The organism is Clostridium sp. 'deep sea', assembly GCF_014931565.1.
Lineage (GTDB): Bacteria > Bacillota > UBA994 > PWPR01 > PWPR01.
In genome coordinates this window covers 2,259,255-2,278,088 of sequence record NZ_CP063353.1, presented here as the reverse complement: position 1 = coordinate 2,278,088, position 18,834 = coordinate 2,259,255, and the positions used below count along the sequence as shown (strand labels likewise).

23 protein-coding genes are annotated in these 18,834 nt (G+C 31.8%); 22 read left to right on the top strand and 1 reads right to left on the bottom strand.

Annotated features, from left to right (window positions below; translation table 11 throughout):
• Positions 1 to 3: 3 nt before the first annotated feature.
• The 22 genes from IMX26_RS10615 to IMX26_RS10510 all read left to right on the top strand — a co-directional run bounded on the left by IMX26_RS10615 (position 4) and on the right by IMX26_RS10510 (position 16,420).
• Positions 4 to 1,551, top strand: coding sequence for a hypothetical protein (locus IMX26_RS10615; protein WP_195158361.1), 1,548 nt, complete (start codon positions 4 to 6; stop codon positions 1,549 to 1,551).
• A complete protein-coding gene (locus tag IMX26_RS10610) occupies positions 1,548 to 2,225 on the top strand; it encodes a LysM peptidoglycan-binding domain-containing protein (protein ID WP_195158360.1) in 678 nt (225 codons plus the stop codon). The genes IMX26_RS10615 and IMX26_RS10610 overlap by 4 nt, the downstream gene beginning before the upstream one ends.
• Entirely contained in the window at positions 2,222 to 3,178 is a 957-nt protein-coding gene (locus IMX26_RS10605; protein ID WP_195158359.1) for a hypothetical protein, read from the top strand. Before IMX26_RS10610 ends, IMX26_RS10605 begins: the two co-directional genes overlap by 4 nt.
• Positions 3,179 to 3,562: a DUF2577 domain-containing protein gene (locus IMX26_RS10600; RefSeq protein ID WP_195158358.1), complete on the top strand. Its 384-nt coding sequence runs from the start codon at positions 3,179 to 3,181 to the stop codon at positions 3,560 to 3,562.
• A gap of 2 nt (positions 3,563 to 3,564) precedes the next feature.
• Complete coding sequence (locus tag IMX26_RS10595) at positions 3,565 to 3,972, top strand: DUF2634 domain-containing protein (protein ID WP_195158357.1); 408 nt, start codon at positions 3,565 to 3,567, stop codon at positions 3,970 to 3,972.
• Positions 3,965 to 5,017: a baseplate J/gp47 family protein gene (locus tag IMX26_RS10590; protein WP_195158356.1), complete on the top strand. Its 1,053-nt coding sequence runs from the start codon at positions 3,965 to 3,967 to the stop codon at positions 5,015 to 5,017. Before IMX26_RS10595 ends, IMX26_RS10590 begins: the two co-directional genes overlap by 8 nt.
• Entirely contained in the window at positions 5,007 to 5,588 is a 582-nt protein-coding gene (locus tag IMX26_RS10585) for a putative phage tail protein (protein ID WP_195158355.1), read from the top strand. The genes IMX26_RS10590 and IMX26_RS10585 overlap by 11 nt, the downstream gene beginning before the upstream one ends.
• The gene (locus IMX26_RS10580) at positions 5,581 to 5,862 is read left to right on the top strand and encodes a hypothetical protein (protein ID WP_195158354.1); all 282 of its coding nucleotides are present in this window, start codon (positions 5,581 to 5,583) and stop codon (positions 5,860 to 5,862) included. The genes IMX26_RS10585 and IMX26_RS10580 overlap by 8 nt, the downstream gene beginning before the upstream one ends.
• Position 5,863: 1 nt before the next feature.
• A complete protein-coding gene (locus tag IMX26_RS10575) occupies positions 5,864 to 6,112 on the top strand; it encodes a hypothetical protein (RefSeq protein WP_195158353.1) in 249 nt (82 codons plus the stop codon).
• A 16-nt stretch (positions 6,113 to 6,128) separates the two neighbouring features.
• Complete coding sequence (locus tag IMX26_RS10570) at positions 6,129 to 7,031, top strand: S8 family serine peptidase (RefSeq protein ID WP_195158352.1); 903 nt, start codon at positions 6,129 to 6,131, stop codon at positions 7,029 to 7,031.
• Between the two features lie 9 nt (positions 7,032 to 7,040).
• Positions 7,041 to 8,012: a radical SAM protein gene (locus IMX26_RS10565; RefSeq protein WP_195158351.1), complete on the top strand. Its 972-nt coding sequence runs from the start codon at positions 7,041 to 7,043 to the stop codon at positions 8,010 to 8,012.
• Complete coding sequence (locus tag IMX26_RS10560; protein ID WP_195158350.1) at positions 8,013 to 8,297, top strand: hypothetical protein; 285 nt, start codon at positions 8,013 to 8,015, stop codon at positions 8,295 to 8,297.
• Positions 8,298 to 8,308: 11 nt separating this feature from the next.
• A complete protein-coding gene (locus tag IMX26_RS10555) occupies positions 8,309 to 9,457 on the top strand; it encodes a hypothetical protein (RefSeq protein WP_195158349.1) in 1,149 nt (382 codons plus the stop codon).
• Between the two features lie 75 nt (positions 9,458 to 9,532).
• Positions 9,533 to 10,663, top strand: coding sequence for a radical SAM protein (locus tag IMX26_RS10550; protein WP_195158348.1), 1,131 nt, complete (start codon positions 9,533 to 9,535; stop codon positions 10,661 to 10,663).
• A gap of 35 nt (positions 10,664 to 10,698) precedes the next feature.
• Entirely contained in the window at positions 10,699 to 10,902 is a 204-nt protein-coding gene (locus IMX26_RS10545; protein WP_195158347.1) for a hypothetical protein, read from the top strand.
• Positions 10,886 to 12,055: a radical SAM protein gene (locus tag IMX26_RS10540; protein WP_195158346.1), complete on the top strand. Its 1,170-nt coding sequence runs from the start codon at positions 10,886 to 10,888 to the stop codon at positions 12,053 to 12,055. The genes IMX26_RS10545 and IMX26_RS10540 overlap by 17 nt, the downstream gene beginning before the upstream one ends.
• Positions 12,052 to 13,086 (top strand): radical SAM protein, encoded by a 1,035-nt coding sequence (locus IMX26_RS10535; RefSeq protein ID WP_195158345.1) that lies wholly within the window; start codon positions 12,052 to 12,054, stop codon positions 13,084 to 13,086. Before IMX26_RS10540 ends, IMX26_RS10535 begins: the two co-directional genes overlap by 4 nt.
• A 15-nt stretch (positions 13,087 to 13,101) precedes the next feature.
• Positions 13,102 to 13,527: a phage holin family protein gene (locus tag IMX26_RS10530; RefSeq protein ID WP_195158344.1), complete on the top strand. Its 426-nt coding sequence runs from the start codon at positions 13,102 to 13,104 to the stop codon at positions 13,525 to 13,527.
• Positions 13,511 to 14,251, top strand: coding sequence for an N-acetylmuramoyl-L-alanine amidase (locus IMX26_RS10525; RefSeq protein WP_195158343.1), 741 nt, complete (start codon positions 13,511 to 13,513; stop codon positions 14,249 to 14,251). The genes IMX26_RS10530 and IMX26_RS10525 overlap by 17 nt, the downstream gene beginning before the upstream one ends.
• Positions 14,252 to 14,415: 164 nt before the next feature.
• On the top strand, positions 14,416 to 15,039 hold the full coding sequence (locus tag IMX26_RS10520; protein WP_195158342.1) for a hypothetical protein: 624 nt from the start codon (positions 14,416 to 14,418) through the stop codon (positions 15,037 to 15,039).
• Positions 15,032 to 15,685: a hypothetical protein gene (locus IMX26_RS10515; RefSeq protein ID WP_195158341.1), complete on the top strand. Its 654-nt coding sequence runs from the start codon at positions 15,032 to 15,034 to the stop codon at positions 15,683 to 15,685. Before IMX26_RS10520 ends, IMX26_RS10515 begins: the two co-directional genes overlap by 8 nt.
• Before the next feature lie 156 nt (positions 15,686 to 15,841).
• Positions 15,842 to 16,420 (top strand): TetR/AcrR family transcriptional regulator, encoded by a 579-nt coding sequence (locus IMX26_RS10510; protein WP_195158340.1) that lies wholly within the window; start codon positions 15,842 to 15,844, stop codon positions 16,418 to 16,420.
• 231 nt (positions 16,421 to 16,651) lie between these two features.
• Here the strand turns inward: IMX26_RS10510 and IMX26_RS10505 are convergent, their stop codons facing one another.
• Positions 16,652 to 18,748 carry a PBP1A family penicillin-binding protein gene (locus IMX26_RS10505; protein WP_195158339.1) on the bottom strand — a complete coding sequence of 699 codons (2,097 nt, stop codon included), beginning with the start codon at positions 18,746 to 18,748 and terminating at the stop codon, positions 16,652 to 16,654.
• Between the last annotated feature and the right edge of the window lie 86 nt (positions 18,749 to 18,834).

Sequence of the window (18,834 nt, the reverse complement as noted above, 5' to 3'; positions counted from 1 at the left end):
AGAATGAATAGAGATATTTTAGACTCTAATATTGGTACTATAAATAAGTTTGATAAATTCATACGTAACATCAATAATAAACTATCCTTAAGCCTTAAATTAAGTGGTCAGATTGAGAAAAACATTAATAAAACATATAACACTACTGAAAATATAACTAATAATATAACAAATAATTATAACTTTTCATTAGATGTGGAATCTGTTATTAGGCAATCTATAAGTGATTCTATTAGTAAAATTAAAGAAAAAGTAAAAGCAACAGAGAAAAAAGCACTTGGTAAAGTATCAATTAATAGATATCACAGACCAGGTAATTCTATTGGACCTGTAGGTAATTTTGTTTCAAGAATATTTAATACTGGAAAATCTGTAATAGGATCTGCAGCAAATGTGCTTTCTAAATTTAGCAAAGTAGTAGCAGTTGCAAAGTCAGTATTTGAGTTAGGTAAAAAAATCTGGAATGCAGTACTTTTACCTGCTGCTAAAACTCAAAAAGCTGAAAAACTAATAAGATATAAATCCGGAAATAAGGAAAATGAAATTGTTGAATCAATCTATAAGTCTGCATTTCACTCTACTTTTGAGCTAGAAGATTTTATGAAGGCAGGAGAAAGCCTAGCCCCTAAGCTTAGTGGCTCAGCTAATGCTGGTAATAATATGGAAAAGGTTTTAGCTATGTCAGAGAGATTAGCTATGGCTAGCTCAAGTGATGTATCTAGCGTAGCAAATGCTTTTAAGAGTGCCTTAAGTGGAGACTTTTCGGCTTTAATTAGTAGTGGTATATCAGAAGAATCAATTAACTCAGCTGGCTTAGCAGATTTAGCTAATGCTGGTAATGTTGATGGTGTGGTGCAAGGTTTAGATAAGGTGCTAACAGAATTGGGCTATACTGATAGATTTCTAACTGATATGGAAGATACCACTTTGGGTAAGGTGCAAATAATCCAAAACTCTTTGCGAAGTCTAAAGTCTACCTTTGGTACAGATTTATTGGCACCCATAAAACCAATCTTAGATGATGTAATTCAATTATTGGAGGGCCCTGTATTTCAGCTTTTCTTAAAAACACTAAAAGAATCTTTGGCATATATTATTCCAATAGTTTCTGTTATAATGAAAATTTTAATAATTGTAGGTAAGTTTATTATGTCAGTAGCTACTATAATACTACATTTAGTTAATTTTTTTGCTGATCTTGTTGCCAAGTTTGGTAGATGGCTTGGTATTAATAAAAAAACCAAAAAAATAGATGACCTTGCATCAACAACTGGGCTAAACGCTACTAATAATGCTGACAAACATATTAAAGTAGTAGAAGAGGTTGGAAAAATTAATAACGATGTTAATATTGCTGATGAAGATATTAAGCTTATGCGTGATGTTGCAGAACGAGAAGCTATTAAGAACTTTGTAACACTTACTCCAACAGTAAGCTTTGGCAGTACAACAATAAATGAAAATGCTGACGCTAATAAGTTATTAGGTGTAATAACAAGTGCTCTTGAAAAAGAGATAGCTAATTCAGCGAGAGGGGTGTATGCTGTATGACCTATCGTATGTATATAGGGTTAAAAGATAACTCCGAAGTTATCGAGCTACCTGTTTTACCTAAAAGCTTACCTATATCTCATGATGGTAACAGTAAAACACATAATATCGTAAACTTTGGCGAAATAATAGTTCCTGAAGACAGAAAGCTATTATCTCTTAGTATAGAAAGCTTTTTCCCAAAGTATGCTGGCCCATATGTAACAGCAGAGTCTCATTTCGAGCCAAAATACTATGTAGAAAAGCTATTGCAATGGAAAACAGCAAAAAAAATATTAAGAATAGTAATATGTGGTAGTGCTACTCCAATTAATATTTTATGTTTACTTGAACAGTTTGAGTTTGAGGAAAAAGCAGGCCAACCAGGCGATATTTTTTATAAAATGAATATCAAAGAATATCGTGAGTTTAGTGCTCAAGAGGTTTCGGTAATTTCTAGTAAAAAATCTAGTAAAGTAGTAATAAAGAATAAAGCTAAAAAAAGAACTCAAACCAAAGAAGTAGCCAAAAAATACATTGCCAAAAAAGGAGATACATTATTTTCTATTGCTAAAAAAGAGCTAAACGATGGTAACAAGGCTAAAAATATTCAAAAAGAAAACAATATTTATAGCTATACGGATATCTATGCCGGTCAAGTTATAAAGTTACCAGATGGAGATGTAAGAGGATGATAGAGCTTTATTTACAAAACTCCAAAAGCGGCAAGGTATATAATATCTCAAATATTGTTGAAGATATAAAATGGCAAACACTTCGAGTTGGCAAAGCAAGTACCCTAACTTTTTCAATGATAAGTGAAAATATTAGTTTGCTTGAAAACGGGAGTATTATAAGGTTTAAGTACAATAATAAAAATATTTTTTATGGGTACATTTTTAGTATACAGTACAATCAAGATAATAAGGCCTCTATAACAGCTTATGACCAAGTGAGATATCTTTTAAATAAAGAAACATATGTGTTTAAGGCAAAAAGAGCTGATCAAATAATAAAAAGAATAACATCAGATTTTCAACTTAAAGTTGGTAATTTAGCTAACACTAAGTACTTAATTCCTGCTATGGTTGAAGATAGCCAATCTCTAATAGATATTATTTATAAAGCCCTTGATTTAACCTTAATTAATACCGGAAAATTATTTGTTTTTTACGATGATTTTGGCAAGTTAGTTTTACGAGATATTGAAGATATGAGACTACCAGTTATTATAGGAGATAGCTCTTTAATGACAGGTTATAACTATGAGCAAAATATAGATAAAGATAGCTTTAATAAAATAAAACTAGTTAAAGATAACGAAAAAACCGGTAAAAGAGAGGCCTATATTGTTCAAGATAAATCAAATATTATAAGTTGGGGAACTCTACAGTACTACGAAAAGGTTTCAGAAAAGTTAAATGAAGCTCAAATTCAAGAGAGAGCAAAACAACTATTATCAAATAAAAATAGATCAGCTCTAAGCTTACAACTAGACGCTGTAGGAGACTTACGAATTAGAGCTGGTAATGCCATATATATTAACATAAAAGATCTTAATAGAAAGCAACTATTAATAACAGATGATTGTAGCCATAATTTTAATGGTGGACAACATACTATGAGTTTAACTTTGAAGGTGATATAAATGAGTGCAAGTAAATTAGTTAACATGATAAAAACAATAAACACGAATGTTTCTGAATCACAGCAAGGTATTGCTGTGATGTTTGGTTTAGTAATAGATGCTAATCCTTTACAAATAAAAGTTGATCAGAGATTCATTATAGACAAAGATTTCTTAATACTAACTCATAGATTACAATCAAAAAGTCTAAACCTTAATCATACCCATCAATACGAAGATAATGACGGTTCAAATTCAATTAATAAAGACACCGAACCACCAAAAGCTAATAGTAGTGATTTAAGTAATATAGAGGTTTCGAGTGCCTTAGCTGTAAATGATAGAGTTATTCTATTACGTATTCAAGGTGGACAAAAATATATTGTATTAGATAAGGTGGTGTGATTATGGCTTTAATACCAAGTAATAATGCATTAAGCGTAAATATAGATGATAGTAGATTCCCAAGCAAAACCTATAAACTAGATTTTAGTAATAAAAGAATAGTTGGCAATGTAGATGGAATTCATGCTATTAGTCAAACAGTTATAAAAATACTAAACACAGAAAGGTATCGTTTTTTAATTTACGATTGGGATTATGGTCACGAAATAAATAGCCTAGTAGGAAAAAATAGTGACTATATTAAAGCAGAGTTAAGAAGAATTATTAAAGATGCCCTAATAGTAGATGACAGGATTTTGGATGTAACTAACTTTGTTTTTAACGATAACTTAACTGGCAAAGTACCAATTAAATTTACAGTATTAAGTATTGAAGGCGATATAGATATGGAGGTGATTGTAAGTGTATGAGCATAAAACATATGAGTCTATTTTGCAATCAATGTTAAATGAAGTTCCTAGTAATATAGATAAACGCCAAGGCAGTATTATTTACGATGCCTTAGCACCTGCAGCTATAGAATTAACTGAGGCTTATTTAAACCTAGAGAATGTTTTACAACTAACCTTTGCGGATACTGCTAGTGGTAGTTATTTAACACGTCGTTGTGCAGAGTTTGGAGTTAATAGATTAGCTGCCACAAAGGCAAAACGAAAAGTAGTATTTGAGGGAGCCACTCCAGCTATTGGTGACAGATACAGTTTAAATGAACTTACTTATATTGTGGCAGATATTTCAGCAGGTCAAGATAATGTAATTGTTGAGTGTGAAATAAGTGGTGAGATTGGTAATAGAGATGTAGGTAAACTAATACCAATCACTGAGTTGCCAGATTTAGTTTCAGCTAATTTAACAGACATTGTTATACCTGGTGAAAATGAAGAAAGCGACGATGCTCTTTATCAGCGTTATTTGCGAATAATCAATGAACCCACTTATGGTGGTAATGTAAATCAATACCGTGATTGGGTTTTAAAAATTGATGGTGTTGGAGATGCAAAAATTTTTCCTTTATGGAACGGTGCTGGAACCGTAAAAGCTGTAATAGTTGACACTTTAATGGGTGTACCTAGTGCTGAATTAATTCAAAAAGTACAGAATGAACTTGATCCAGATAAAAACGGAAAAGGTTATGGATTAGTTCCAATAGGTCATGTATTTACAGCTGAACCAGTTACGGCAGCACAAATTAATATAGAGACAACCTTAGAACTAGCAGAGGGTTATTCTGAGGCAGATGTAAAACCTGAGGTAGAAAATGAAATAAAAAAATACTTTAAATCAATTTCTTTCAGTAAAACTACGGTAAGAGTTTCTTACGTTAATTCAGCCATATTAGGAATTAAAGGAATTAATGACATCACTAGTTTATTATTAAATAGTAATACTTCTAATCTAACTATAAGTGAAACTGAGGTTCCTGTATTAGGGACGGTGACTATCAATGTCTCATAAATTATTAAAATACTTACCAAACTACTATAAACAGTTTCCTGAAATTCAAGCATTAATGAATTCAGAGGGAAATGAAATAGATAAGCTAAAGACAGCATTAAAATGGATTTTAGATAACCAGTTTGTAGCTACCTCTACCGAAACTCTAAAAAAACGTGAGAATGAACTAGGGATAGATAGTTTAGGGGGAGAGAGTTTAGACTTTAGACGTTTACGTATAATTAACCGTTATAGCACTCGTCCTCCGTTTACTATGAAATTTTTAGAAGAGCAAATTAGTGCTATGGCCGAAGGTCGACAGGTAACAATTAAACCTGTAGTAGCAGAGTACAAAGTAAAGGTTAACATGCCAGCTAAAGATGCAGATATTATTAATGAAATGGATCGTACTGTTAATGTATATTTACCAGCTAATATGGTATGTGAAATTGGGGTGGCTGATGAAAATAGAATTTTATTTGATGAAAAAGCCATGATTAAAGAGTATGATCGATACACTAAGCTAGGCTTGTGGTCTTTAGGTAATTCAAAATTTGGTGAGTTAGTAAACGAGGTGACAATTATTGATTAATAGTATTTATTTAAATTCAGTTACTAATAGGTTGAATACAGATATGCACGATATACTACTGAATGACACTGAAGTCATCAGTAGTTTTTTGTATAAACAAGTAACTGAAAATGTTGTTGAACTTGAGTTAAAAATACCAAGTAGTATTAAAAATTTAACAAACTTTAAGTGTCGCTTAAGTGATGGAACTATAATATCAAACAACAATGTTAATATTCCTATTATTAGAGCAGAAACAACACTTATATACCGTATTACAGTGAGGGGTGAATAATATGCCACTTGACTATACTTCAAAAACTAATTGGCAAAAAAATGATATTGTTACAGAACATGATTTTAATAGAATTGAAAAAGGTGTATCTGATGTAGTAGGAATATTTAATAATCTAAGTCCTGTTTATGAGGGAGCAGTAGAGCCAGACACATCAATTTATAAAATGTGGATAGATACTTCAAACACACCTTATGTAAAGAAGTTTTGGGATGGATCAACATGGGTTGTAGAAGGTACCTATGCATAGAATGTAGGTGTAAGCTATGTCAGCAATTTATAAAAATATAAATAAACTTAATACTTTAAACGATTTAAAAAAATTTTACAAAGAATCATATGTTTATCCTTTAAACACTATTGCTAAAGGTGAGTTACTTAAAATAGCGATAATGGATTCTGGTGTTGACCATAAACATGCCAATTTGGTTAATAGATTAAATGGTACATTTAATGTACTAACTAATTCTCAAGTTAATACAGTTGATAGAGTAGGGCATGGCACATATATAGCTGGTTTAATAGCAGGAAAAGAAATTGGGGTATTGCAAAATGCAAATTTATACTCAGTAAAAATAACTGATGATGATGGTGTTATGTCACATGATACTGTTATTGATGGTATAAAATGGTGCATTAAAAATGAAATAGATATTGTTTGTATGGCTTTTGGCTCTACAGAGTATTCTATAGAGCTACATAAAATAATAAAGAATGCCGTAAATAAAGGAATTATTTTAGTAGCCTCTGCCGGAAATAACCCACAAGAAATAGAGTATCCTGCTAAATTAAAAGAGGTAATATGTGTTGGTGGAATAGATTATTCATTAAAAAGGGCAAAATTTAGTGCTACTGGTGATGAGCTAGATATCGTTTGTCCTAGTGTAAATATACCTTCACTATACTCATTCGGTAGATTTGCTATTTTAAGTGGATCTTCTCCAGCGACTGCTATAGCAGTTAATATTATAGGAGTACTTGTACACCTAAGGCTTAAATATTTTGGGACTAAGTATAATGTATTTCAATTAAGAAAATGGTTTACTAAAAATACAATAGACCTAGGCGAGATAGGTTTTGATAACGAATATGGTTTAGGTGTACCAACATTAAAGTATGTTTTTGAATCGTTAAAAGAAAGTAATTACAAACCAAAAATGGTATTTTAGGAGAGTATAATGAACATCTTACTTAATAATTATTGTAATTTAAACTGTAGTTATTGCTTTGCCAATGATGTTATGGGTAAACAAAAAATAAATATGAACAGAGAAAACTTCGAAGTAATAGTAAATTGGTTAAAGCAAGCTGGTGAAAATAATATTAGATTTATAGGTGGAGAGCCAACTTTGCATCCTAATTTTGCTTATTTTGTGTGCAAAATTGCGAACGATCCACATTTTAAAGCAATGCACATTTTCTCTAATGCAGTTTTTAATGAAAATATTCTGCAAACAATTTTGTTAGCATCTAGTTCTAAAAGAGTTACCTTATTGCCAAATTGTAATGAACAAGAGATTATTGGCAAAAAAAATTATAACACTTTACTTTACAATATAGAGAATTTAGCTAAAAAGAGAATAGTAGAAGTAGTAGGAATAAATATCTATAAGCCAAACATGAACTATAAATATATATTTGATATAGCCAATAGATTTAATATTCCTAGTATACGTTGGAGCATTGCTGTTCCTAATGTAGAAATAGCAAATGAGTTTGATATTAAAGAATACTATAAAAGCTTTATACCTCTACTAAAGAACTTCTTTAAAGATAGTGTAAAGTATAGAAAAAACATACGGTTAGATTGCAATAGTATTCCTTTATGTTTATTAGAAGATACAGATTTAAGAGAAATGGTATACTGTAGTGCTATAAATTTAGTAAATAGATCTTGTGGTACTGTACTAGATGTTTCTCCTAATTTAGATGTAGTAAGATGTTTTGGTCTCTCCAGAGAGTATTCTACTAAACTTACAAACTTTAAGAATGTACAAGAGTTATCAAATCATATGCACGATAAATTCAAAGATTTATATACAGTAAAGCTGTTTGAAGAATGCAAAGACTGCACAATTTACAAAAGAAATAATAACCAGAGTTGTGGATGTCATGCATATAAATTACACAAATATCAAGGAGTGAAATAAATGATTAAGCAAATAATCATAGATGATGTTTTACACAATTTTAAAGCTGAAGGATTGCACTTTAATTTTGATGGAGTTAATGCTGAAATTAACATAAATCAAAACTTTGAAGATATAGATTTTAATGCAGTGGAGCTATTTAAGAGCTCTAATAAGATTGTGTTTAAATTTACAGAAACTGAAATTATTACAGTAACAAATATCACAGATGCCAAATTAATGATTGATGACTCATCATCGGGAGCTAAAGGGACACTTACTATTACTGGAGATATCATTAGATAGAGGTGATACAAATGACTAATTCTAATGTTCAGTATTTAGATTCAACCCTAACAGAAAATAACATTGGAACAGACTCTTATAACCCTGTATTATCACCTAATACCTATGATGAGTATCGACTAAATAACCTTCATACAAATACAGGATATAGTAATCATTATAATTCAGGATATGATGATCACTATGATTGTGGTTATGATAATAGATCTTCTAATGGGTATGATAACCATTATTCTGAAGGTTGTAATAATTACAGTGAAAGTGGTTGTGATAATTACTATCAATATCATAATAATAATGCCAAGTATTGTAATTGTAGTGTAGGGTGTTATACTGCCCATGCAGATAAAAACTCTGGCTGCCATGATCATACAAACTCTGGTTGTAGTACTCATTCAGATACAGGCTGTAATACCCACTCTAATACTGGTTGTAATACGCATAGTGATAGTGGTTGTAATACTCATAGTAATTCTGGCTGTAGTACCCATACCAACTATACAGATAATTATAATCCTGTAATATCAGGGGTTATTAGTCCACCAGCTAATACCTTTAATACTTTAATTTCATTAGCTTGGCCTGTTGCAACAGATGCAGATAATAATACTATTTATTATGAATTACAGTATGCTTATCGACAGTCTGAGAGTGATATCTGGGAAAATTGGGTAATGTTAGTTAATACTTCAGCCAATCATACTAGTAATGAGTACGATTGGGATACAAGTAAGCTTACTGCTGGAGAGTATAAAGTACAGGTAAGAGCATGGGATAAAAAAGAGTTTAGCCCTGCTATTGAATCGGAAGTCCTTACTATATGTCATTATAAAGCGCCATCATGGGCTACTGTTATAGATGATAATGCAAAGAGATTACGTAAAGCAGATATAGATGAATTAAGAACAGAGTTAAACACTGCCATAACCTCTGCAAATCTAACTGCCCCAACCTGGGCAGAAGGACCAATAACAGCTAATGTAACCAAGATGAAAGTTGCACATATAACTGAGCTTAGAACCGAAGCTTTAAAGGCTCAGCAAGCGTTAAATGGTGAATCAACATATCCATTTAGCAGAGAAACATTACAGACAAATAACACAGGTGTTGCAGGAATTGATTTAAAAGAAATAAGAAATATATTAGATAATATAGGTTAAAAGAATATAAAGTGATAGGCATTGCCTATCACTTTTACTTTTAAACCAACTATATTTACAAAAAGAGGTATAGTAATGTTTGAAAAAAATCAAAACAAATACATAACTGTTATAGCTAAAGTAACTAACGACTGCAATCTACAATGCCCATACTGTTATAACAGAGATAAAAACATTAAAGATAATGTAACCGTAATGTCTCTGGAAATATTAGAAAAAATAATCTATAACGTTGCTAGGTACTACGAAGGGGGTTCAATAGTACTACATGGAGGTGAACCCTTGCTTGTAGGTGTTGAGTGGATTAAAGAATTAGGGCAGCTTTTAAGAGTATATAATTCTTCTTACAGATGTAATATTGAGGCAGCAATACAAACCAATGCAACATTATTAAGTGAAGAGATTTTAGAGGTTGCAAATACATATGGAATTTCATTTGGTTTTAGTTTTGATGGTTTAACTAACGAATTAACTAGGGGTTCTACTAAAAAAATCCTAAAGAATATGCAACTTACAAGAAAAAGCTCGGGTTCTTTAGGCTGTATATGCTTAGTTAGTAAAAATAATTATCAGCAGTTAATTAAAGAGTTTGAGTACTTTAATATGTTAAATATTAATGTTCAGTTTGCCCCTATGTTTAAAACAAAACATATGGATAAAGACTTATACGATGATATGAACATAAATCAATATATAAATTATATGTGTGAGTTATTTAATCACTATATTACAAAAATGGATTGTAGATCATCTATAACAAATTTTGATAGATTAATAAAACTTGCCATAGGTCAAAAAAAGGGCATGGTCTGTAATAATATGATCTGCAATTATAAATGGATTAGTGTAGATCCTAGGGGTAATTATTATCCATGTGGTAGAGATTGGACAGAAGAATACCAAATGGGTAATATTAATGAATTAACTTTTCAAGAAGCATTTCTAAGCACTAGTTATGAAAACTATGTAAACCAAGTTAGTAAAAAACTAACACGCTGCAGAGACGAGATAAAATGTAATCTCTTTCATATTTGTCACGGTGCTTGTCCAGCAACAGCTTTAAGTGATAATGGAGATGTAGCAAGCCATGCTACTAGAGATTGTACAATATTTAAAAAAACATTTACTCATGTATATAACTATATAAACAACACTAATAAACCAATTTTAAATCCTATAGTAAAAAAATTACTAAACAGAAGATAATTTTATTTTAAATACTCTTTAGTTGAGGTGAAGACATGAAAGATTATAAAGTAGCTAATTTTAATATAAATGAATTAAGGCTTTTTAAAAAATTTAATAATGTTGAAGAGCGAGGTTTCAGGCATACAGATGTTCATTTTGCTGCCAATAAAGCTGAAATAAACCAACAGAAACTTTTAGAAGATTCATATAAACAGTTAAAAATAATGAAAGGCTCTTATTATGCAACTCTTAGATAGAATAGGTATTATGGTTAAACCTACCCATAGATGTAATTTAAATTGTATTTACTGTTATGATAAAAAATATAGAGATGAAATAAAAAATGATATGTCATTAGATACGGTTGAGGAAATATCAAAAAAATTAGGCAACTTTGCTAAATCTGTTAATTGGATCTGGCATGGTGGCGAAGCCCTGTTAATGGGTAAAGAGTGGTTAACTGAGGCTTGTGAAATCGTAGAAAAATATATAGATACAGTAGATTTTAAACTACAAACAAATGGAACATTACTAGATGATGATATGATAGAAACTATGATTAAACTTAAAATAAATGTAGGAGTATCATATGATGGAACTGCTCATGATGTTTCGAGAGGCAGTGGTAACAAAGTATTTAGTAATTTTAAAAAATATTTTAATAAAACAGGAAACTGTGGATTAATAACAGTAATTGGCTACCATAATGTAGATAAATTAATAGACACATATAATTTATATAAAGAAAATGGTATAAAATCATTTTCTTATAATATAGCCACTCCTTATGATATGAACGGTACCATTGTTCGTCCTTTAGAAAACCCAGACGAGTTTTTAGATAAATATCTTAAGTTTTTTGATTATTGGTTAAGTGACAAAGATGGTGTGAGTGAAAGAACTTTTATGACTTTTATAGACCTTATTTTAGGTTCAAAAAGTTTACCCTGTTATTATGATACTTGCGTTGGTAAGTGGTTAGCATTTAACCCAAATGGGGATATTTATCCCTGTGACAGGTGGTATCCTTATAACTTAGGTAATATTAGTGACTATAAGAATATTGCTAATGTATTTTATCATAAAAATTTTTTAATGCTAAAACAGCAACAGGCAGATAAAAGGCTGAACTGTTTAAAAACCTGTGATTTTTCTGAATATTGCTTTGGAGGCTGTAACGGATCTTCACTTACTCTATATGGTGATGCGACTAAGCCAGATCCAAATTTTTGTTATATTTTTAAGGCAATGATTAAACATGTTTTTGTGAAAATCAAAGATTTAAGTATAGAAGAGTTAGACAATATTAATCCAGCTGTATCTAAAAAACTAAAAAAATCTGCATATAGAGGGCTTTCAACTATTAAACAAATTATTGATTATAACTGGGAAGGCAGGATAGGGCTATGAGAAATTTAAGTATCTTTTTAAAACTAACACACAGATGTAATTTAAAATGCAAGTATTGTTATGATGCCCAACTCATTAAAAAAACAGGACAAGACATAGATATTAACAATGTTAAGAAGATAATTAAATTAGCTAGTAAATATTTTAAAAATATTTCTCTTTTTTTTCATGGTGGAGAGCCTTTAATTATGCCAGTTTCTTTTTATGAAGAAATTAATCAATATGCTAAAAGCCTAAATATAGGAGTTAGGTATTCAATGACTTCTAATGGAACATTGGTTAATGAAGAATGGATAGATTTGATTAAAAGGCTTAAGCTAAGCTATGCTGTATCTTATGATGGACTTTCATCAGACCATTATAGGTGCGACCATGAAATAATAGCAGATAAAATAAAACTGTTATTAAGTAAAAACATTAATGTAGGGCTTGTTAGTGTTGGCAATGAAATCTTTTTAGATAATATAATAAATGAATACGAGCATATTAAATCTTTAGGAGTAAAACACTTTAGAATTAATGAACTGTTTGGTGATGGTATAGATAATGAATATACTCAAAAATATATAAAATCCATGTGTAAGCTATTTGATTATTGGATTAAAGATCAAAATAGAATAGAAATTTTTCAGTTTAAACAAATTTTAAAAATGTTAACAGGACAATCAGCCTCGGGTGCATTGTGTACCAATTGCCATGACCACTGGATAGGTATGGATAATGATGGTTTATTAGGATTATGTGATTTTGGTGCTTTCCCAAGAGAACTAAACTTTGGCTATTTAGATGATTATGATGATTTTGGAGATATATTATATTGCAAAGAAAGATTAGAATTGCTTAAACAAGTCTCTAAGAGATTAGAGCAATGTTATTTAAGCGGCTGTGAGTTAGCAGGTAAGTGCTCTGGCGGTTGTAATGCTCATTTTTATAGAGAGTTTAAATCATTAGATAAAATTAACGGACAGCATTGTGAGATATACAGAAAGCTTATAGTTTACATCTCTAATAAATTCCAAAAAAATAAATAAAAAGGAGCATATTACATGCAAACCTCAAATATTATAAAAGCCTCTTTGGCTTTTATTGCAGCAAAAATAGCTGCAGTGTTTGGTGGGTGGTCGGACCTACTCACTGTATTAGTAATTATAATCTCAATAGATATCATCACGGGAATATTGGCAGCCTTTGTTGAAAAACAATTATCTAGTAAAATAGGTAGAAGAGGCATAGCTGGCAAAGTGATGATTTTTTTGTTAGTGTCAGCAGGTCATTTTGGTGATGTAGCTTTGGGTACTGCCAAAACTAATTTAATCATGAACGCAGTTATATTTTTCTACTTAGGAACAGAATTATTATCCATAATAGAAAACGCAGGTAGAATTGGTTTACCAGTTCCTAATGCATTAAAACAGGCCATAAAAATTTTTCAAAATAAATCGGAGATGACTCAAGATGATAATCGCTCTTGATGCAGGTCACGGAATAGAAACGTACCCCTTAACCAAAAGTAAAGGGGTACCAGAAATGGCAGAGTTCGAGTTTAACTCTGCCGTAGCAGGTTACGCTAAAAAAAATCTGCAAGAAGCAGGATTTCAAGTAATTTTAACCCAGCCTTTGCAAGGTAATAGTAATAGTCTACAACAAAGATTAAAAATATCTAAAAATAATAAAGCAGATTTTTTAATAAGCATTCATGCCGATTATAATAGCGACCCCAAACCGAGAGGTTATTGGATATTTTATTGGCATGAAAATGAAACAGCCAAGCAATTTTGTGAACATTGGCTTAATCAAGCTCAAAAAAACTTTACGCATCCTTCAAGAGGAATGAGAGCCGGTAATCTTAATGAATGGTGTAATTTCTTTATGAACCGAGAGACCCATAAAGCTGGTATTCCTGCAGTTTTAATTGAGCATGGTTTTATGTCTAATAAAGCTGATCTAAAATTACTTAAAAGTGATAAGTTTAGAAAACAAGCTGCTCAGGTACTCACCGATTCTATCATAAAGATGTTTGGTAGGCCTAAGCCTGAATGGCGAACTGAAATTGGTAAACATGCTATAAATGAATTAACAAAAGCTGGTTACTTAAACAACCCCGAGCAGTGGAAAAAAGACTTACTAAAACCATTACCAGCTTGGGTTGTTTGGGAGATGTTTAGAAGAATACTTAAGAATAATAAAGTTGAGTAAAGGTATAAATAAGTATTCTAAAGTTAAGTCGGTTTAATAAAGTAAATAGTATTAAAAGAGCAGATTAATCTGCTCTTTTTTATATTTAAGTAGTATTTTTCTTATTACTTAGGTTGTTTATAACTGTACTGTTTTACAAAAAAATGAATTGGATAGGTGGAAAAATGAGTAGAAACTTTGTATCAAAAACAAATTGGGAAATGAATGATGTAGTAACAGAACATGATTTAAACCGTATTGAACAAGGTATTGCAGATTCTTATGTACATACCGATACAATGGTAACTGGTTCATTAACTGTTGATAATAGTTTAAAACTTACAAAAGAAAATAGAGATAATAATTCTTCTGGGGTTATTATTAATAACACTCAAGATACTATGCAACAGCGACTTATATTAAAAGATTCAAATGTAGAGGGTGAAGTAGGTTTATGTATGGACTATACTACAGATAATGGGTCAACCTGGAACCCTATTTTAGATGTAACAAAAGATAAAATAGAATGGAATGGTGGTTTATTATCACTTGATAGACTTAAGTTTGAGGTAACCGAAACAGACTCAAATGAAAACCCTATTACGGTAGAATATAAACGTAAAGATAACACCCTTTATTTACGTAAAACAGCCAGTAATCCAGATGATAATGGCTTTTATCAAACAATAACAGAGCAATACTTTAGAGTTGATGGAGTAAGCATAAGAAGAATAATAAAATTCAACCTGAAATACAACTCTAAGGGTTTAATAATATCTAGTGATGGGGGAGTTGAGATTAATGAGTAATTTTATAGATATGGGAATTGGTATGATTCAAAAAGCAACGAAATTAGATATTAATAATGGAAGTGATAATAATAAATACATGACCGCTTTAGGAGTTCAGCAAAGTATAAGTAATCTATCAACTGTAGCTGCCGAACCTAACAAAAATGTAAAAACAGATGAAAATGGTCATATTGTCACCAATAAAGTAATCAATTTTTTAAATGGTTATCTTAGACTTAATAATGGAAAACTAGAAATTAGCACAAATGGAATTAATTGGAGAGGAGTTGGGGATGTGCCAAGGTTAACAAAAATGGGTCAAATCTGTGGAACTACATCTGGAGGGTTTTCGTTTTGTAATGTTGGATCATTTAATGGGAAAGGTAAAATTAAAAGAATATCTATAGTTTACTATGATACTGGTACTTTAAGAGCAAACAATAAATGGGGAGATATATTATATACAATAGATAACAATCCTGAAAGAAGATTGCAGCGACCATCTATTGCTAATTCAGCAGTTGGATTTACGCACTTTGGTAATCAATCATATAACTCAGTTATAGATGTATTTCCTGATTTAGATTTCAACAGTAGATTTGCCATAAAGATAGAGCACAAAGGTATAATACTTCATTATGTAGTTCAATATTCGTACCAATAATAGTAAGAAATTAGTTTATACACACCCCCACATTGACCGCTAAGGTCAGTAAAACTAAACTATTTTGGGGTATTGACCTTTATGGTCAGCGATGATAAGCTAAAATTGTTTAATTAACCAATTTGGTTTGTTTTTAAAAAACTGAGGGTGATGTGTTTGCTACAGTCAAATTATACTAGGCTACATGATAAAAAAGATAGAATAATTACTGCCTGTATAAAGGAGTTTGCAACTAGAGGATATGATAAATGCTCAACCAGTTTAATTGCTGAAAAGGCAGGGGTCTCTAAGGCCTTAATTTTTCATTACTTTGGCAATAAGCAAAAGCTTTATTGGGCAGTTGTTAACCATGCAATTGTTTATTACATAAAAGAGATTGAAAAAAATGTTAAGTTAATACCCGGAGATATTATTCATAATTTACGGGAAACAGCCTTTCTAAAATCCCGAATTAATTATCAGTACCCGTTAATGACGGAGTTTATTATGAAGTGTTTTAAAGAAGAACGCCGTATTGCTGGTAAAAGATTTATAGAAGAAAACTATGAATATGCCAAAAAAATGTATGAAAGTGTATACGGCAATATTAATTTAAACATGTTTTTAAAGGGGCTAAACATAAAAATGGCGATAAAAGTAGTAAGCAATACCTTTGATGGTTATGGCTACAACTATGTATACAGCCAAGGAGAAAGCGAAACCCCCTACAACTGGAAAAAATCGCCACTGATTTAGACGAATTAGCCGACTTTTTTAGAAAAAGCTATTACAAAGATGAATTTCATAAAATAGCCCAAAATGAATAAGAAGCTAGCGCTCCGTGTGGTACTCTCTATAAGCATCGCTTAAAGTTACCGCGAAGCCCAATCCGCGAACACAGTGAGTCCACCCCGTATTTACACCGTAAATACCCAAACCGCAATGCGAAAGCGAGCCCAAACCAAAGGTCGCCTTTAAAGCGACCTTTTAATCTCCTGTATTACTCTTCTTATCTTTATTTTTATTAAACAACCAATCCCAAAAATTAAAATCATTTTGACCATCTCCATCGTTATCTACAATAGGTGGAAACAGGGTATCTGGGTGTAATTCACAGGTTTGAGTTGGCTCTGTTCCTGCAATAAATACTTCAGTATAAAAGTTTTCACATCTACTTGTTGCTAACTGACCACTTTCGGGGTCAATTACAGCAGTTCGCAGGTTATTAGTTGCAGGAAAATCTTTTACTGGTACATCTGCTAAACCATTTTTAACAAAGTAAGACCATGTGTAGCCCGAGGTTCTTCCACCACTGGCAATTTTTTTTGAGTTATCGTCGGCTCCCGACCATACTGCACAGGCTATTTCTGGAGTATATCCTACAAACCAAGCATCGAATTTGTTTTCACTTGTACCAGTTTTAGCGGCAGCAGGCCGACCTATTTTAGACTTTAAATAGCTAGCTGTGCCACCCGGTTCTAATACCGATTTCATCATGCTAGTCATTATGTAGGCTACATTTTCATCTAAAACTTTTTCTTTATAGGGACGGTTTTCAAATAAAATATTACCGTGTTTGTCCTCTATTCTTTTAATAAAATATGGTTCATTACGGTAACCGCCATTGGCAAAGGTAGCATAGGCATTAGCCATTTCTAAAGGCGAAACAGGGCTAACTCCCAGTGGTAAACTAAGCACTCTATCTAACTGAGACTTGATACCTAAACGTTTAGCTATATCAATTAAGTTGTCCGACCACGGCCCTTTAAACGGATCTGCAGTTAAGGCATAGTTAAGGGCTATGGCGGTAATATTGCTTGATTTTTGTATGGCCTTACGCATAGTTAAGTTACCGTAATATTCATCTCTGTTAGTTTCGTGAGGAATATAAGGCTCTTGATTATAAATTTCAAAGGTTAGTGGTTCGCTTGTTAAGATGCTTGCCGCTGTATACTGTTTGCTTTCAATTGCAGAGGCATATAAAAATGGTTTAAAGGTAGAGCCTGGAGGTCGTTTGGCAAATACTCTACTCCAAGTACTTTGGTTTAAATCTCTGCTACCTACCATGGCTTTAATTTCACCATTTTGGGGGTCTACTGCCACTAAAGCTGTTTGCAAACCATCGTGTTTTTCTTGGTCTCCCCAATTTTCCACAGCCTCTTCAGCGGCCTCTTGCATTTTGGTATTCATGGTGGTATAAATCTTTAAACCACCCTCTTTAAGTAACTCTTCGCCATTTATGCTACTAGGCATATTCGGTATATCATTGTTTAAAAACTTCATAACAGCATTGCGAAAATGGTCTATATTTTTTTTAGAGGTTTTTAAACCAATGGTTTTAATCTCTTGTTCTTTAGCTTCTTTATTCTCTGTCTCAGTAATGTAACCAAGCTCTAACATTCTATTTAGCACAATACTACGTCTTTTAGTGGCTTTTTCGAGTGACACATAGGGTGAGTTATAGCCCGGGCTTCTTACTATGCCAGCTAGGGTAGCGGCCTCACTTAGGTTTAAGTCTTTAGCCGATTTGCCAAAGTATAATTTAGAGGCAGATTCAATGCCATACACACCATGTCCCATATAAATTACATTACAATACATCTCTAGTATTTCATCTTTAGTGTAAATTGTCTCTAGTTTAATAGACACAATCATTTCTACTATTTTACGGGAGTATTTTTTTTCTTGTCCCAAAAACTCATAGGAGTTACGAGCCATTTGCTGAGTTATAGTGCTTCCACCGGGTCCATATAAAGTACCATTTCTTAGATTAGTATAAATAGCTCTGGCTATACCATATAAGTCAACACCATGGTGGCTATAAAAGCGGTGGTCTTCCATGGCCACTATTGCTTTTTGAAAGTTAACGGATATATCTTTAAGATTAACCTCAAAACGTTTAACCCCACCTAAAGTTGTAACCATGTTATCTTGGTCATCAAATATTTCACTAGCCGTTGTGACCTTGGGTGGGGGTAGAGGTTGCGAATAATAATATATAAATGTTATGGCGCCAAAAACAACCACGAATAAGGAAATTGAACCTATTGCAATTATTAAGGCTTTGCCGATTCGGCTTTTCATGCATTCGGCCTCCTCTTATATTTCTAATTATTAATATAGCCCAATAAAGTATGTTTTAAAAGCGAAATATGAAATATAAAATAAAG

What these genes read in the sequence shown, in the direction of transcription:
- IMX26_RS10515 (WP_195158341.1), top strand. Translation starts at nt 15,032, where the DNA reads ATGAGTAATTTTATAGATATGGGAATTGGTATGATTCAAAAAGCAACG.
- IMX26_RS10570 (WP_195158352.1), top strand. Translation starts at nt 6,129, where the DNA reads ATGTCAGCAATTTATAAAAATATAAATAAACTTAATACTTTAAACGAT.
- IMX26_RS10610 (WP_195158360.1), top strand. Translation starts at nt 1,548, where the DNA reads ATGACCTATCGTATGTATATAGGGTTAAAAGATAACTCCGAAGTTATC.
- IMX26_RS10605 (WP_195158359.1), top strand. Translation starts at nt 2,222, where the DNA reads ATGATAGAGCTTTATTTACAAAACTCCAAAAGCGGCAAGGTATATAAT.
- IMX26_RS10530 (WP_195158344.1), top strand. Translation starts at nt 13,102, where the DNA reads ATGCAAACCTCAAATATTATAAAAGCCTCTTTGGCTTTTATTGCAGCA.
- IMX26_RS10540 (WP_195158346.1), top strand. Translation starts at nt 10,886, where the DNA reads ATGCAACTCTTAGATAGAATAGGTATTATGGTTAAACCTACCCATAGA.
- IMX26_RS10550 (WP_195158348.1), top strand. Translation starts at nt 9,533, where the DNA reads ATGTTTGAAAAAAATCAAAACAAATACATAACTGTTATAGCTAAAGTA.
- IMX26_RS10565 (WP_195158351.1), top strand. Translation starts at nt 7,041, where the DNA reads ATGAACATCTTACTTAATAATTATTGTAATTTAAACTGTAGTTATTGC.
- IMX26_RS10585 (WP_195158355.1), top strand. Translation starts at nt 5,007, where the DNA reads ATGTCTCATAAATTATTAAAATACTTACCAAACTACTATAAACAGTTT.
- IMX26_RS10545 (WP_195158347.1), top strand. Translation starts at nt 10,699, where the DNA reads ATGAAAGATTATAAAGTAGCTAATTTTAATATAAATGAATTAAGGCTT.
- IMX26_RS10505 (WP_195158339.1), bottom strand. Translation starts at nt 18,748, where the DNA reads ATGAAAAGCCGAATCGGCAAAGCCTTAATAATTGCAATAGGTTCAATT.
- IMX26_RS10595 (WP_195158357.1), top strand. Translation starts at nt 3,565, where the DNA reads ATGGCTTTAATACCAAGTAATAATGCATTAAGCGTAAATATAGATGAT.
- IMX26_RS10560 (WP_195158350.1), top strand. Translation starts at nt 8,013, where the DNA reads ATGATTAAGCAAATAATCATAGATGATGTTTTACACAATTTTAAAGCT.
- IMX26_RS10600 (WP_195158358.1), top strand. Translation starts at nt 3,179, where the DNA reads ATGAGTGCAAGTAAATTAGTTAACATGATAAAAACAATAAACACGAAT.
- IMX26_RS10615 (WP_195158361.1), top strand. Translation starts at nt 4, where the DNA reads ATGAATAGAGATATTTTAGACTCTAATATTGGTACTATAAATAAGTTT.
- IMX26_RS10525 (WP_195158343.1), top strand. Translation starts at nt 13,511, where the DNA reads ATGATAATCGCTCTTGATGCAGGTCACGGAATAGAAACGTACCCCTTA.
- IMX26_RS10555 (WP_195158349.1), top strand. Translation starts at nt 8,309, where the DNA reads ATGACTAATTCTAATGTTCAGTATTTAGATTCAACCCTAACAGAAAAT.
- IMX26_RS10575 (WP_195158353.1), top strand. Translation starts at nt 5,864, where the DNA reads ATGCCACTTGACTATACTTCAAAAACTAATTGGCAAAAAAATGATATT.
- IMX26_RS10535 (WP_195158345.1), top strand. Translation starts at nt 12,052, where the DNA reads ATGAGAAATTTAAGTATCTTTTTAAAACTAACACACAGATGTAATTTA.
- IMX26_RS10520 (WP_195158342.1), top strand. Translation starts at nt 14,416, where the DNA reads ATGAGTAGAAACTTTGTATCAAAAACAAATTGGGAAATGAATGATGTA.